Source organism: Leifsonia sp. 563 (assembly GCF_040545055.1).
Classification (GTDB): domain Bacteria; phylum Actinomycetota; class Actinomycetes; order Actinomycetales; family Microbacteriaceae; genus Leifsonia.
Genome location: NZ_JBEPLE010000005.1, coordinates 107,278 through 122,188 on the forward strand (window position 1 = coordinate 107,278; position 14,911 = coordinate 122,188).

Sequence of the window (14,911 nt, forward strand, 5' to 3'; positions counted from 1 at the left end):
AATGCGTCGAATTGTGGCATTCAGGGTCGGTCGCACTGCCGGCCCCCCTTCTGTCGGTGTCACGGCCGTTCGGCACGTGCGCTCCTTGTTCGGAACGCGCGCCCGTGTGGATGGCAACTTGCCACCGACCACCGACATTCCCGCCGGAAGAGAATCCGGCGAACGGGTCACCGAGTCAGGACTCGGGGCCGAACCGGCGCTCCAGGTACTCGCGGGCGACCGTCCTCGCCTCGGCGATGTAGCGCTCGTCGCCGTTCGGGTCCTCCACGAAAGCGCGCGTGATCAGGGAGTCCATGATCTCGACGACGACCTGGAGGCGGAAGGCCAGATCCTCTCCGGCCGGGAGCCCGTACTCGTCCGCGAGGATCTGCGCGAACTGATTGGCGAAGCCGGTGTCCTGAGCGACGTCCTCCTCGCCGGCACCCGCGCGCTCGGCGCCCGAGAAGCGGATGATGCGGAAGCCGCTCTCGGTGCGGAACATGTCGACGAACGCGTCGATCGCGCACTCCACGGCGTTCCACCAGTGCTCGGGCGACTGGGCGTCGATCGCCTCGACGACCGAGCGGCGGTACCGCAGCAGCGCGCGGTCGCGCAGCGCCTGCAACAGCACGATGCGGTCCGGGAAATACCGGTACACGGTCCCGATGGAGGCACCGGCTCGTTCGGCCACCATCGCGGTGGTGAGCCGATCGAAGCCGATCTCGTCGACCACTTGGGCGGCGGCGTCCAGGAGGGCGTCGATGCGCGCTGCGCTGCGCTCCTGGATCGGTTCCGTGCGCACGAGCGGCGCTCCGACGGTGTTCTGACCGGCGACCAGATCGTTGATGGGCACGAGGGCGGCTCCTTCTTTCTCTCGAACAAGGTGGTGGTGCGGGTCCCCAGCCCGGCGACGGGATCACCGTCGCACTAACGGGATCATATTCGGGGAAACCTCACTTCCGCTGGGGAATACCCTTCGACGCGCCGCAGAAATGTCCCCCAGATCTGGGGGATGCATTCGTGTGCACGTTCACTCCATGAGAAAATGACTCAGATGCCCTCCCCCGAATCGCGCCCCGAGCACGTCTCCGGCGACTCCGTCGTCCGTCGTAGCGCAGCGGTCGAGCCCATCATGCACCGCGCCGCGCGCATCGAGGACGCGTTCCACGAGTTCCGTGCGCGCCGCGCCCGCAAGCGCGGATTCCTCGCGACGATCGTCCCGTACACCGGATACGGCTCGCCGAGCTGGGTGCGCATCCTGGGCCGCGTGGTGCTCGCGAAAGACCCGCGGCCAGGAAGTCGCGCCGAGCGTCTGCACCGCAAGCGCGAGGAGTCGGTGCGCGGCTGGCGCTCGTTCATCAGCGTCCCGCTGGCGGAGACGACGGTGACGGTCGAGATCGAGGGCGACCGGCACGAGGTCGTCACCGACCGTGGCGGCGTCATCGACACGGTCGTCCCGGTTCAGCTCGCGCCCGGCTGGCACACGATCAAGCTCTCGACCTCGGAGTCGGCACGGGTGTTCGAGGCCCCGGTGTTCATCGTCGACCCTAAGGCGACCTTCGGCATCATCTCCGATGTCGACGACACGGTGATGGTCACGGCGCTCCCCCGCCCGCTGCTCGCGGCCTGGAACACGTTCGTGCTGGATGAGCACGCGCGTGTGCCCACGCCGGGCATGGCGGTCCTCCTCGAGCGGCTGGCCGCATCCCATCCGGGCGCACCCGTGATCTACCTCTCGACGGGTGCCTGGAACGTCGCGCCGACGCTCACCCGGTTCCTGAACCGCAACCTCTTCCCCGCCGGTCCGCTGCTGCTGACGGATTGGGGCCCGACGCACGACCGCTGGTTCCGCAGCGGGCGCGAGCACAAGCGCACGAGCCTCGCCCGTCTTGCCGAAGAGTTCCCCGGGCTCAAGTGGCTGCTCATCGGCGACGACGGCCAGCACGACGAGGACCTCTATGGCGAATTCACCACGGAGCATCCGGAGAACGTCGCCGCCGTGGCCATCCGCCAGCTGTCCAGTGGCGAGGCGGTGCTCGCGGGTGGCCGGTCGAAGGCCGACAAGCACGCGGAGCTGTCCGGGACGCCGTGGGTGTACTCGCCGGACGGCGCCGGTCTCAGCGAACAGCTGACCGAGCTCGGCCTGCTCCGCTAGCCGCCCGGAGCGCCCACCGCGCCTCGCCTCGCGCGGGATGCGCGTGTCGGCGGTCCCTGGCAAGCTGACTCCCATGCCCGCCCGCCGCTCCGATCTGCTCCGCCTCCGCCGGCTCGCCCAGGCGATCGACGGTCCGCGGGAGCCCGACGTGACCTCGGTCGCGCGGCGCATGCTGGCCCTGCAGGGTCAGGACTTCGCCGCGGGCTGCTGGGCGCTCGCACTGCGCACCACGGGCGCTCAGCAGAGCGATGTGCTGGCGGCGCTCGATGCCGGCCGCATCATCCGGTCGTGGCCGATGCGCGGAACCCTGCACTTCGTCCCGCCGGAGGACCTGCGCTGGATGCTGTCGGTCACCACCGACCGCATCGTCGCCGGTCTTGCGCGGCGTCAGCAGCAGCTCGAACTCACCGCAGCCGACTTCGCGCGCGCCGCCGACATCGTCACGGCGGCGCTCACCGGCGGCGGGAGCATCGGCCGCGCCGAGGTGATGCAGCTGTGGGAGGACGCAGGCATAGCCACCACGGGCCAGCGCGGCTACCACCTGATCTACTACCTCGCCCAGACCGGGCTGCTGTGCTGGGGTCCCGTCGTCCGGTCGGGCAATGGCAACCCGACGCAGGCGCTGGTGCTCCTCGACGAGTGGGCGCCCGCACCACCGGCCCTCGAACCGGACGAGGCGGTCGCGCAGTTCCTCCTCCGCTACCTGCACGGGCACGGTCCGGCGACGGTGAAGGACTTCGTGTGGTGGACGAAGGGGACGGTCGCGGGCGCGAAGACGGCGCGTGCGGTGCTCGGGGACGCGCTGACGACCCTCGAGGTCGACGGTGTGGAGTACCTGCTGACCGCCGAGCTGGCCGACCGTGCCGCATCCACTCCCCCGACCCGCGGCGAGAAGGACGCGGTGCACCTGCTGCCCGGGTTCGACGAGTACCTGCTCGGATACCAGGATCGCTCTCCGATCCTCGACGAAGGGCACTGGGAGCTGATCGTCCCGGGCAACAACGGCATCTTCCAGCCGATCATCGTGGCCGGAGGCCGGGTCGTCGGAACCTGGCGCCGCGACGGCGGGCACGTCACGCCCCTGCCGTTCGCCCCGCTGAGCACCGCTCGGGAGGCGCAGCTGCAGCGGTCGGTGCGCGCCTACACGGCGTACGCCGCCGGGTAGCGTTGAGGGGTGGCACGCACCAGATCGTCCGGAAGCCGGCTCCCGGCGGGGATCGCCCTCCCCGCCACCATCCGCACCTCGACCCGCGCGCCGTTCCTGCAGGTGGTGAAGACCGCCGTCGCCATGATCCTCGCCTGGGCGGTGGCGAGCATCTTCGTGCACGGCGAACTGCCGATCTTCGCGACGATCGCGGCGCTGCTGGTCGTGCAGCCGAGCGTCAATCAGTCCGTCGGGCGCGCGATCGAGCGCTCGATCGGCGTGATCGTCGGCGTCGTGATCGCCTACCTGATCGGTCTCGCCTTCGGGACGAACAGCTGGATCGTGCTGCTCGCGGTCGTCGTGTCGGTCCTCCTCGCCTGGGCGCTGCGGCTGACGCCCGGAACCGCGAACCAGGTGCCGATCACGGCGATGCTGGTGCTGGCGATCGGCGCATCCGACCCGGAGTACGCGCTCGCCCGGATCGTGGAGACGGTGATCGGCGCGGTCATCGGCGTCGTCGTCAATGTGGCCATCGTGCCGCCGGTGCTGACGGCTCCCGCACGTCAGGCCGTGATCGCGCTCGGGCGCGAGACCGCCTCGACTCTCGAGCGCCTGGCGGACGCCCTGACCACGACGCACACCCGTGGCGAGCTGGATGCGCTCCTCATCGAGGCGCGGCTGCTCCGCCCGATGGAGACCAAGGCGCAGTCGGCGTTGACCGCAGCAGACGAGAGCCTGTCGCTGAATCCGCGGCAACGCAAGCACCGGGTCTTCCTGCAGCACGACCAGGAGCTCTTCGACCGGTTACGTCCGTTGATCAACCGCACGCTCGGGATGACGCGGGCCTACCACGACCACTACGACGACAGCCTCGCGGGCGAGCCGACCATCCACGCGATCGCCGACGAGCTCGATCGCGCTGCCCACGACCTCCGGCTGCTGGCGCGCGACCCCGACGAACCGATCGTCGAGCCCGGGACCGCGACGGCCGGCATCCCGGTGCTCACCGCGCCTCTCACGGTCGCGACGCCCGACCCGCGCCACTGGGTGCTGATCGGCTCCCTGGTGGAGGATCTCCGCCGCATCCACGTGGAGATCGCCGGCGACGACGCGTGACCGGCTGAGCTCCCTCGTCCGCTACGCCGTGAGCTCCGCCACGGCTTCCGCGATGGACAGCGTCCGGCGGTCGCCCGAGCGGCGGTCCCACAACTCGACCTCGCCCTCGGCGGCGCCGCGGCCGACGACGAGAACGCGCGGGATGCCGATCAGCTCGGCGTCGCCGAACTTCACACCGGGCGAGACCTTCGGCCGGTCGTCGTAGAGCACGTCGAGGCGGGCGTCCTCCAGCTGGGCGACGACCTCCTCCGCCACGTCGTAGGCGACCTGCTCACGTCCGGCCGCCACGACGTGCACGTCGAACGGAGAGACCGACTCGGGCCACACCAGGCCGCGGTCGTCGTTGTTCTCCTCCGCGATGATCGCGAGGATGCGCGTCACGCCGATGCCGTAGGACCCCATGGTCACGGTGACCAGCTTGCCGTTCTCGTCGAGCACCTTCAGCCCGAGGGCTTCCGCGTACTTGCGGCCGAGCTGGAAGACGTGGCCGATCTCCATGCCGCGGGCCAGCTCGACGGGTCCGGAGCCGTCGGGCGCCGGATCGCCCGCCTTGACCTCGGCGGCCTCGACCACGCCGTCCCAGCCGAAGTCGCGGCCGGCGACGAGTCCGAAGACGTGCTTGCCCTCGATGTTCGCGCCCGTGATCCAGCCGGAGCCGTCGACCACGCGCGGGTCGACGACGTAGCGGATGCCGGTCGCGGACTCCTCGCCCAGGACGGGGCCTTCGGCAGACCAGGGTCCGATGTACCCCTTCACGAGGCCGGGATGCTTGGCGAAGTCCTCGTCCGTCGCGGCCTCGACCTCGGCGGGCGCGAAGGCCACCTCTGCGCGCTTCATGTCGACCTCGCGGTCGCCGGGCAGCCCGACGATCACCAGGTCGCGCGTGCCGTCGAGGTGCGTCAGCGCGAGCACGACGTTCTTCAGCGTGTCTGCAGCCGTCCACGAGCGGCCGTCGGGCCGCGGGTGCTTCTCGTTGGCAAGCTCGACAAGCGACTGGATGGTCGGCGTTCCGGGGGTGTCCAGCACCTCCTGGGGCGTCAGCTTCTCGTAGGAGCGCGTGGGCGGCGCGAGCGTCGTGAACGCCTCGACGTTCGCCGCATAGCCCCCGGGCGACCGAACGAACGTGTCTTCTCCGACAACGGTCGGGTGGAGGAACTCCTCTGACCGCGACCCTCCCATCGCCCCGGCATCCGCCTGGACGATCACGTACGAGAGACCGAGACGCGTGAAGATGCGCTCGTAGGCGTCGCGCTGCGCCATGTAGCTCGAGTCGAGGCCGGCGTCGGTGTAGTCGAACGAGTAGGCGTCCTTCATCGTGAACTCGCGCCCGCGCAGGAGTCCGGCCCGCGGACGTGCCTCGTCGCGGTACTTGTCCTGGATCTGGAAGATCGTGAGCGGGAGGTCCTTGTACGACGAGTAGAGGTCCTTCACCAGCAGGGTGAAGACCTCCTCGTGGGTCGGAGCCAGCAGGTAGTCGGCGCCCTTCCGGTCTTGGAGCCGGAAGATGCCGTCGCCGTACTCCTCCCAGCGACCGGTGGCCTCGTAGGGCTCGCGAGGCAGCAGCGCGGGGAAGTGCACCTCGTGAGCCCCGGCGGCCGCCATCTCCTCGCGGATGATCCGCTCGATCTTCTCCTTCACGCGCAAGCCCAGCGGCAGCCACGCGAAGATCCCCGGCGCCTGGCGGCGGATGTATCCGGCGCGGACCAGCAGGCGGTGACTGGTGACCTCGGCGTCGGAGGGGTCTTCACGGAGGGTGCGGAGGAAGTAGTTGCTCAAGCGTGTAGGCACCGTTCCATGTTAGAGGGCACGCGACAGCCCGCACGCGCGTGGAGACTACGGTGGGGGCATGCCCGACCGCCGGACCCGCGTCGTCGATTCCGCCTCCGCCGCTCCCCTCGCCGCCTCGCTCGCGGCTTTCCGCCACGAGCTCGGGCTCCCGGACGGCTTCCCCGAGCCGGTCGAGGCGGAGGCGCGCTCGGTCGCCGCCGCGCATCCCCTCCCTGAGGCGGATCTCACCGACGTGCCGTTCCTCACCATCGACCCCGCCGGATCCACCGACCTCGATCAGGCGCTCCACCTCGCCCGCACCGCCGACGGCTTCCGCGTGCTCTATGCGATCGCGGACGTGCCGGCCCTGGTGCGCCCGGAAGGCGCCGTGGATGCGGAGGCCCGCCGCCGCGGGCAGACCCTGTACGCACCGGACGGCCGGGTGCCGCTGCACCCGGCGGCGATCGGCGAGGATGCCGGCTCGCTACTCCCCGATGTGGTCCGGGGGGCGTACGTCTGGGACATCGCGCTCGACGCGACCGGCCATCAGACCTCGGCGCACGTGTCGCGCGCCCGCATCCGATCCCGTCGCCAGTGGAGCTACGAGGAGGCGCAGGCCGCGATCGACGACGGCTCGGCACCGGAGGAGCTGGCACTGCTGAGCGTGGTGGGGCCGCTCCGGATCGCCTGCGAGCGTGAGCGCGGCGGCGCGAGCCTGAACACGCCGGACGAGGAGATCGTCTTCCGCGACGGCGCCTACACCCTCCAACGGCGCGCCACGCTCCCGGTCGAGGAGTGGAACGCCCAGCTCTCCCTGCTGACCGGGATGGCGGCCGCTGCACTGATGCTGGAGGGACGGGTCGGCATCCTGCGCACGATGCCCGCGCCGTCACCCGAGGCGTTCGCCGCGTTCCGTGCCCAGACGATCGCCCTCGGGCTGCCGTGGGCGGAGGGCATTCCGTACGGCGAGTACCTGCGCTCGCTCGACCGCGCGCAGCCGCACGCGGCCGCCGTGCTCCAGGCTGCGACGGCCCTGTTCCGCGGGGCGGGCTACGTCGTCCTCGACGGCGAGCCGCCCGCCGACCCGCAGCAGTCGGCCATCGCTGCCCCGTATGCCCACGTCACGGCGCCGCTCCGCCGGCTCGTCGACCGCTGGGGCCTCGTCGTCTGCGAGGCGCTCTGCGCCGGGCGACCGGTGCCCGACTGGGCGCGGGCGTCGCTCGGTGAGCTGCCGTCGATCATGGGTGCATCGAACCGGCTGGCCGCGCAGCTGGACGCCGGTGCCGTGGACCGGGTGGAGGCTGCGCTCCTCAGCTCGCGCATCGGAGCGGTGCTGGAGACCACGGTGCTCGCCGTTCGCAACGGCACCGTGCTGGTGCAGCTCGACGATCCGGCCGTCACGGCGTCCGTCCCGCGCTGGGACGGCGTCCAGCCCGGCGACCGCGTGCGTCTGCGGGTGACGGCCGCCGACATCCCGAGTGGCCGCATCCACTTCGAGCCGGTGGGCGCTGCGCAGCCGGGTGCTGAGCAGCCGGACGCGACGGCCGCCGGGTGACGGGTAGCCGGCCGGCCGAGATCAGTGCGCGCCGACGCTGACGGTGGGCTCGCCCGACGGGCGGTCCTCCATCTCGTCGGCGAGACGGTTGGCCTCGGCGATGAGCGTCGCAACGATCTCCGACTCGGGGACGGTCTTGATGACCTCGCCCTTGACGAAGATCTGGCCCTTGCCGTTGCCGCTGGCGACGCCGAGGTCGGCCTCGCGGGCCTCGCCCGGACCGTTCACGACGCAGCCCATGACGGCGACGCGGAGCGGAACGCTCATGCCCTGCAGACCCTCGGTGACGCTGTCGGCGAGCGAGTAGACGTCGACCTGGGCGCGACCGCAGCTGGGGCACGACACGATCTCGAGCTTCCGCTCACGGAGGTTGAGCGACTGCAGGATCTGCAGGCCCACCTTGACCTCTTCGGCGGGAGGCGCGGACAGCGAGACGCGGATCGTGTCGCCGATGCCCTCGCCGAGCAGGATGCCGAACGCGGTCGCCGACTTGATCGTGCCCTGGAACGCCGGGCCGGCCTCGGTCACGCCGAGGTGGAGGGGCCAGTCGCCCCGCTCGGCGAGCATCCGGTACGCCTTCACCATGACGATGGGGTCGTTGTGCTTGACCGAGATCTTGAAGTCGTGGAAGTCGTGCTCCTCGAACAGGCTCGCCTCCCAGACGGCCGATTCGACCAGGGCTTCGGGGGTCGCCTTGCCGTACTTCTCGAGCAGACGGCGGTCGAGGGAACCGGCGTTGACACCGATGCGGAGCGACACGTCCGCAGCCTTCGCGCGGCGGGCGATCTCGCCCACCTGGTCGTCGAACTTGCGGATGTTGCCCGGGTTGACGCGGACGGCCGCACACCCGGCATCGATGGCCGCGTAGACGTAGTTCGGCTGGAAGTGGATGTCGGCGATGACCGGGATCTGGCTCTTCTTGGCGATGATCGGCAGCGCCTCGGCGTCGTCGCGGCTGGGCACCGCGACGCGGACGATGTCGCAGCCGGATGCCGTCAGCTCGGCGATCTGCTGCAGAGTGGCGTTGATGTTCGTGGTCGGCGTCGTGGTCATCGACTGGACGCTGATCGGGGCGTCACCGCCGACCAGGACTTTGCCGACGCGGATCTGACGGGACTTGCGACGGGGTGCGAGGGTTTCGGGGACCTTGGGCATCCCCAGATTGATTGCTGCCACGGGCTCAATCCTACGCGGCACGGTGGGAGGCGGCTGGATGTCAGCCGAAGAGATTGACCGGCTTCACGATGTCCGCGTACATCAGCAGGACGCTCATCCCGCCCAGCACGATGACGACCGCGAAGGTGAGCGGCATGAGCTTCGCCATGTCCACCGGTCCAGGATCGCGGCGGCGGAAGATCTTCGCGAACGTGCGCCGCAGACCCTCCCAGAGCGCCCCGGCGATGTGGCCGCCGTCGAGCGGCAGAAGCGGTACCAGGTTGAAGACGAACAGGGCGATGTTCAGCGACGCCAGCATCCCGATCATCGTGTAGACCTTGTCGACGACGGGGACGCCGTCCAGGGCCGTCAGTTCGCCGGCCGCCCGGCCGATGCCCACCACACTGATGGGGCCGTTCGGATCGCGCTCGGCGGAGCCGAAGGCGGCGTTCCAGACGTCGACCATGCGCTGCGGCAGGTGGAGGAAGACGTTGAAGACGGCACCGGTCTGCGCTCCGACCGCCGGGAGCACGGCCGTGATCGGCTGCGGCACGAGCTTCGCCACCGGCCCGATGCCGACGAACCCGACTGTCAGGGTCTCGATGCCGCCGGCGGCGTCCTTCACGACGGCGCCGTTCGCATCCGTCTTGGCCACCTTGTTGACGACAGGCGTCAGCTGGACGGTGCGCTCCTCCCCGTCGCGGCTGAGCACGACGGTGAGAGTGCGGCCCGCCGACTCGCGGATGATCGCGGTGGACTGGTCCCAGCTGGCGATCTTCTGGCCGTCGATGCTGACGATCGTGTCGCCGGGCTTGAGCCCGGCCGCGGCCGCCGGGCCCTGCGGTGCGTCATCCGGGCACGTCTTGGCGGTGCTTCCGGCAGGCAGCACGCATTGGCTCACGGTCGCGAGCGTCGTCGAGCTCTGCGGCGCGCCGAACCCCATCAGCAGCACGCCGAACAGCACGACGCCGATCACGAGGTTCATGAACGGACCGCCGAACATGATGACGATGCGCTTCCAGACCGGCAGGCGGTAGAAGGTGCGCTCCTCCTCGCCGACGGCGACGGTCTCCGAGCTCGCGACGCGCGCATCCTGCACCATCTGCTGCATGAACCCGGTGGTCGCATTGCGGCCACGGCCGCCCTCCTTGCCCGGAGGGAACATCCCGATCATCGAGATGTAGCCGCCCAGCGGGATGGCCTTCACGCCGTACTCCGTCTCGCCTCGGCGGAACGAGAACAGCGTCTTGCCGAAGCCGATCATGTACTGCGTCACCTTGACGCCGAACAGCTTGGCGGGAACCAGGTGGCCGATCTCGTGCAGAGCGATCGACAGAGCGACGCCGATCAGGATGATGACGACGCCCAGCACGAACAGGAGCACGGAATCCACGGGTTCAGGCTAGCGGCGTGCGCCTTGGAAGTGGCCGCGAGCCGCCTCGGTGACCGCTATGACGGTTCAGGCGCCGCCGTGCTGCGAGGGCGCGATCAGGGTCGTGATCGGACCGGGATAGGGGTCTGCGACGGCGAGCACACCGTACGCCCCCGACGATGCGGAAGGGACGAGCTGCGACCCGGGCGCCGCGACGACCAGCAGCTCGGCCAGGGTGCCAGTGCTCGTCGTCAGCGTCCCCATCCGATCGGGGTCGTTCCAGCCCGGGATGTCCTCGACCGGGGAGCCGACGGCGATCCCGCCTTCCGTGCCGATGCGCACCTCGCCGATTGCCGCGGTACCGGCGCGGACAGACCACACAGGCCGGATCATCGGGTCGTTCTCCACGCCCGCCTCATAGTGCGGTTCCAGGACGGCCACACCCTCGCCGAACTGGTGCTCCGTCGTGGGAGGGGTGTGGTTGGTCGCCGCGTGTTCCTTCAAGCCGCTCTGCGGTCCCAGCGCGTCAGCGAATGCGGCAAGGGCCACGTCGGCGGGGGCGTCGAAGGCGATCGTCTCGCGCGCTGTCGCTCCCGCCTGGAACCGCACACCGTCCGCCAGGATCACGATGGCGGAGATCGGCTCCACCGTCGGCGCCGTCGAACCTGCGGTGGAGGCGGTGGGGCTGCCCGTCGCGGTCGAGCCGGAACCCGGCGCTCCGGCGCACGCCGCCGTGCTCAGCAGGACGCCGATACTGACGATGAGCGTGGCCACCCTGCGCATGGATTCCCCCCGGAGACGACGTGCGGTCGAACGATTATCTCCGGTCGATGAGCTGGTCGGCCTTGCGGCGCGCCCACCGTTCCGCCTCGACGAGCGACTCGCGCGTCAGCTCTCCGGACGGCACATGCGCATCCACCACCCGCTCCACCGTGTCGAGGATGTCGAGGTAGCCGATCGCGCCGGCGTGGAACGCGGCGACCGCCTGCTCGTTCGCGGCATTGAACACGGCGGGATACGTCCCGCCCTGCAGGCCGACGCGCTTCGCCAGCGACACGGCCGGGAAGGCTTCGTCGTCGAGCGGCTCGAACGTCCAGGTGTGCGACATGGTCCAGTCGAGCGGCGCTCCGACGTCGGCCACCCGGTCGGGCCAGCCGAGGCCGAGCGAGATCGGGAGGCGCATGTCGGGCGGCGACGCCTGCGCGATCGTCGAGCCGTCGACGAACTCCACCATCGAATGGATGACGGACTGCGGGTGCACCGTCACGTCGATCCGGTCGTAGGGCACGTCGAACAGCAGGTGCGCCTCGATCACTTCGAGGCCTTTGTTGACCAGTGTCGACGAGTTCGTCGTGACGACGAGACCCATGTCCCAGGTGGGATGCGCGAGCGCTTGCTGCGGAGTGACATCCCTCAGCGAGTCCCGCGACCGACCCCGGAACGGGCCGCCGGACGCCGTGAGCACGAGCCGCCGTACCTCCTCGCGGGTGCCGGACCGCAGCGCCTGCGCGATGGCGGAGTGCTCGGAGTCGACCGGCACGATCTGGCCGGGCGCGGCCGCGCGCTTGACCAGTCCCCCGCCGACGATCAACGACTCCTTGTTGGCGAGCGCCAGCATCGCGCCGACCTCCAGCGCCGCAAGAGTCGGCCCGAGCCCGACGGATCCGGTGATGCCGTTGAGCACCACATCCGCCTCCACCGAGCGCACCAGCAGCTCGGAGTCGTCTGCGCCCAGAGCGGTGTCCACGACGCCGAACCGCTCCGCCTGCGCCGCCAACTCGTCGGCGTTGCGCCCGGCGCTCAGACCGACGACACGGAACCGGTCCGGATTGGCCGCGACGACGTCGAGCGCCTGCGTTCCGATCGAACCGGTGGACCCGAGGATGATGACTCTGCGCACGAGGGACATCGTACGCACGCGGTGCGGCGGCGGCGTGTGGGCATTCCGCCGTCGGCCTGTGCCGTGACAAACGGAGGATACGTGGACAGGTCGTGCCCCGGCCTCCTCCGTTCGCCGCCCGAGACCGGCGTGTCGACCGGATCCGCCTCCCTTTCCGCCCGCCGCCCGAGAGCGGCGCTCCCGGATCATACCGCGCGCGGAGCCCGGCGGAGGCGTGCGAAAGGGAGGAAGGCACGCGCGACACGCCGAGAGAACGCGAGAAACGGAGGAGCGGCGACCGGATTGCCCGGGAAACGCCTCCCTCGGCGATCCTGGCCGGCCGCCCCGTCTCCCCACACGTCCGGCCGGGGACGCGGACTCAGCCGAGGCGGCCGAGCGCCTCCTCGAGCACGGTCGCGGCGTCGTCGATGAGCTCCTCGCTGATGACGACCGACGGAAGCAGACGGAGCACGCTGTCCCAACTGCCGGCGTCGAGCGGGATCACGCCGTTGCGGGTCGCGTGGCCGAGCACCGAGGTGAGGGCCTCCGGGTTGGGCTTCTTCGTTCCGGGCACGACGAGCTCGATGCCGAACATCGCACCCTTGCCGCGCACCTCGCCGACGACGGGGAAGCGCTCGGCCCAGTCGCCGATCCGCGCCCACAGCGCCTTCTCGACGCGGCGGGCCTCGCCGAGGAGGTCCTCGTCCTCGAACGCCTGGAACACCGCGAGGGCCGCGGCGGTCGACACCGGGTTGCCGCCGAAGGTGCCGCCGATGCCGCCGGGCTGGACCGCATCCATGATCTCGGCGCGGCCCGTGACGGCTGCCAGCGGGAAGCCGCCCGCGATGCCCTTGGCGCTCGTGACCAGGTCGGGAACGACGCCGTGGTGCTCGATCGAGTACCACGTGCCGGTGCGGCCGATGCCGGCCTGGATCTCGTCCGCGACGAAGACGATCCCGTTCTCGGCGCAGAACTCGGCCAGGCGCGCGAAGTAGCCCGGCGCCGGGATGATGATGCCGCCGTCGCCCTGGATGGGCTCCACGAACAGGGCGGCCAGCTCGGTCGCACCGATGTGGGTGCGGATGTAGTCGATCGTGCGCTCCGCAGCCTCCTCGCCCGTCATCCCCTCGGGGTCGCGGAACGGGTAGCTGATCGGGAGGCTGTAGATCTCGCCGGGGAACGGCCCCATTCCCGCACGCTCCGGCCAGGGGCGATACGTCATCGCCATGGTGAGGTTGGTGCGGCCGTGGAAGGCGTGGTCGAGGGTCGCGATGGCGCGACGGCCGGTGTACTTGCGGGCGATCTTCACGGCGTTCTCGACCGCCTCCGCGCCCGAGTTGACGAGGATGCTGTGCTTCTCGAAGTCTCCGGGGGTGATCTCGGCCAGCTTCTCGGCGACGGCGACGTAGTTCTCGTACGGCGTCACGGTGAAGAGCGTGTGAGTCAGCTTCGCGGCCTGCTCGGCGGCGGCAGCGGCGACAGCGGGATGCGCGTGGCCGATCGTGGTCACGCCGATACCGCAGCCCAGGTCGATAAGCCGGTTGCCGTCGACGTCCACGAGGATCGCACCGGACCCGGACTCCATGTAGATGTTGGCGAGGGTGCCCGCGCCGCGGCTCACCGCGGCGACCCGGCGCTGCTGCAGTTCGACCGAGCGGGGGCCGGGCAGCTCGGTGACGAGATGGCGGGACTGGGGCACGGAGAATTCGCGGGTCATGTCCTCCATCGTAGGTGGCGCATCCAGCGGACCCATGACCTGCTGTCAGGTACGGCGGAGGCGGATAGGGCAGGATGGACGACCGTGCGTACCTCTCTCAAGGCCCTGACCGCCACCGCCACGGCCGCTCTGCTCGTCTCCGGGCTCGCCGCCTGCAGCTCCGGCTCGCCGGCGCCGTCGTCGACCCCCGCGGCGAACGCCTGCCAGAACCTGAAGTCCGGCGACACGTCGAAGTCGGTGAAGGTGACCGGTGACTACCGTGCGACGCCGAAGGTCAGCATCCCGTCGCCGCTCAAGGCGACCGACATGGAGCGCACCGTCGTGATCACCGGCAAGGGAGCCGAGGCGAAGGGCGGGTCGAGCGTGGACATCGCGCTGGCCGCCTACAACGGCACCACGGGCAAAGAGCTCACGGCCGCGCAGGGCTTCGACGGCACGGCGCCGGCGACCATCCAGGTCAACGACACGGCGTACGTCCCCGGCCTCGTCCGCGCGGTCGAGTGCCTGCACGTCGGATCGCGCGTCGTGCTGACCTCGCCCGCGAAGGCGGCCTTCGGCAACACGGACCTCTCCAAGCTCAGCCTCACCGACAAGGACAGCGTGGTGTTCGTCGCCGACGTCGTCGACATCCCGCCGACGCGCGCCGACGGCAAGCCCGTCGCCCCGACGGCCGGCTTCCCGACCGTGAAGCTCAACGCCAAGACGGGCGAGCCGAACATCACCATCCCGAAGGCCGACCCGCCCACCGAGACGAAGATCGCGGTGCTCAAGCAGGGCGGCGGCGAGACGGTGCAGCCCGGTGACACCGTCACCGTGCAGTACAAGGGCGTGCTCTGGAAGAACGGCAAGATGTTCGACTCCAGCTGGAGCCGTGGCGCACCCGCCACGTTCCAGACGACCGGCGTCGTCGTGGGTTTCAAGAAGGCGCTCGAAGGCCAGAAGGTCGGTTCGCAGGTCATCGCGATCGTCCCGCCGGCCGACGGCTACGGTGCGCAGGGATCCGGCGAGATCACCGCGACCGACACCATGGTGTTCGTCGTCGACATCCTGAAGACCTCCCGCTAGGACGACA

The 14,911-nt window shown here is 70.3% G+C and carries 12 protein-coding genes; 5 read left to right on the top strand and 7 right to left on the bottom strand.

Features of this window, described 5'->3' with window-relative positions; all coding sequences use genetic code 11:
* Positions 1–175 precede the first annotated feature (175 nt).
* On the bottom strand, positions 176–832 hold the full coding sequence (locus ABIC47_RS14630) for a TetR/AcrR family transcriptional regulator (protein WP_354481406.1): 657 nt from the start codon (positions 830–832) through the stop codon (positions 176–178).
* A 201-nt stretch (positions 833–1,033) separates the two neighbouring features.
* Between ABIC47_RS14630 and ABIC47_RS14635 the strand changes: the two genes are divergently transcribed.
* The 3 genes from ABIC47_RS14635 (at position 1,034) to ABIC47_RS14645 (ending at position 4,394) form a co-directional block, all read left to right on the top strand.
* Positions 1,034–2,134 carry an App1 family protein phosphatidate phosphatase gene (locus ABIC47_RS14635; RefSeq protein WP_018190880.1) on the top strand — a complete coding sequence of 367 codons (1,101 nt, stop codon included), beginning with the start codon at positions 1,034–1,036 and terminating at the stop codon, positions 2,132–2,134.
* Between the two features lie 73 nt (positions 2,135–2,207).
* The gene (locus ABIC47_RS14640) at positions 2,208–3,299 is read left to right on the top strand and encodes a winged helix DNA-binding domain-containing protein (RefSeq protein WP_354481409.1); all 1,092 of its coding nucleotides are present in this window, start codon (positions 2,208–2,210) and stop codon (positions 3,297–3,299) included.
* Positions 3,300–3,308: 9 nt separating this feature from the next.
* Positions 3,309–4,394 carry an FUSC family protein gene (locus ABIC47_RS14645; RefSeq protein ID WP_354481412.1) on the top strand — a complete coding sequence of 362 codons (1,086 nt, stop codon included), beginning with the start codon at positions 3,309–3,311 and terminating at the stop codon, positions 4,392–4,394.
* A gap of 21 nt (positions 4,395–4,415) precedes the next feature.
* Here ABIC47_RS14645 and ABIC47_RS14650 read toward each other — a convergent pair whose 3' ends face one another.
* Positions 4,416–6,182 (bottom strand): proline--tRNA ligase, encoded by a 1,767-nt coding sequence (locus tag ABIC47_RS14650; protein WP_354481415.1) that lies wholly within the window; start codon positions 6,180–6,182, stop codon positions 4,416–4,418.
* A gap of 58 nt (positions 6,183–6,240) precedes the next feature.
* Here ABIC47_RS14650 and ABIC47_RS14655 point away from each other — a divergent pair, with 58 nt between their 5' ends.
* A complete protein-coding gene (locus ABIC47_RS14655) occupies positions 6,241–7,716 on the top strand; it encodes an RNB domain-containing ribonuclease (protein WP_354481418.1) in 1,476 nt (491 codons plus the stop codon).
* A 21-nt stretch (positions 7,717–7,737) separates the two neighbouring features.
* On the opposite strand, the gene ispG is transcribed toward ABIC47_RS14655, so the two are convergent.
* From ispG to ABIC47_RS14680, 5 genes are all read right to left on the bottom strand, one after another.
* Positions 7,738–8,871, bottom strand: coding sequence for a flavodoxin-dependent (E)-4-hydroxy-3-methylbut-2-enyl-diphosphate synthase (gene ispG / locus ABIC47_RS14660; protein WP_018190875.1), 1,134 nt, complete (start codon positions 8,869–8,871; stop codon positions 7,738–7,740).
* 61 nt (positions 8,872–8,932) lie between these two features.
* Positions 8,933–10,255, bottom strand: a complete 1,323-nt coding sequence (locus tag ABIC47_RS14665) for a M50 family metallopeptidase (protein ID WP_354481706.1) — start codon at positions 10,253–10,255, stop codon at positions 8,933–8,935.
* Positions 10,256–10,330: 75 nt separating this feature from the next.
* The gene (locus ABIC47_RS14670; RefSeq protein ID WP_089875641.1) at positions 10,331–11,017 is read right to left on the bottom strand and encodes a hypothetical protein; all 687 of its coding nucleotides are present in this window, start codon (positions 11,015–11,017) and stop codon (positions 10,331–10,333) included.
* 43 nt (positions 11,018–11,060) lie between these two features.
* Positions 11,061–12,152, bottom strand: a complete 1,092-nt coding sequence (locus tag ABIC47_RS14675) for a 1-deoxy-D-xylulose-5-phosphate reductoisomerase (protein ID WP_354481421.1) — start codon at positions 12,150–12,152, stop codon at positions 11,061–11,063.
* A gap of 349 nt (positions 12,153–12,501) precedes the next feature.
* Complete coding sequence (locus ABIC47_RS14680) at positions 12,502–13,848, bottom strand: aminotransferase class III-fold pyridoxal phosphate-dependent enzyme (protein ID WP_018190872.1); 1,347 nt, start codon at positions 13,846–13,848, stop codon at positions 12,502–12,504.
* Between the two features lie 75 nt (positions 13,849–13,923).
* Here ABIC47_RS14680 and ABIC47_RS14685 point away from each other — a divergent pair, with 75 nt between their 5' ends.
* Complete coding sequence (locus ABIC47_RS14685; RefSeq protein ID WP_354481424.1) at positions 13,924–14,904, top strand: FKBP-type peptidyl-prolyl cis-trans isomerase; 981 nt, start codon at positions 13,924–13,926, stop codon at positions 14,902–14,904.
* Positions 14,905–14,911: the final 7 nt, after the last annotated feature.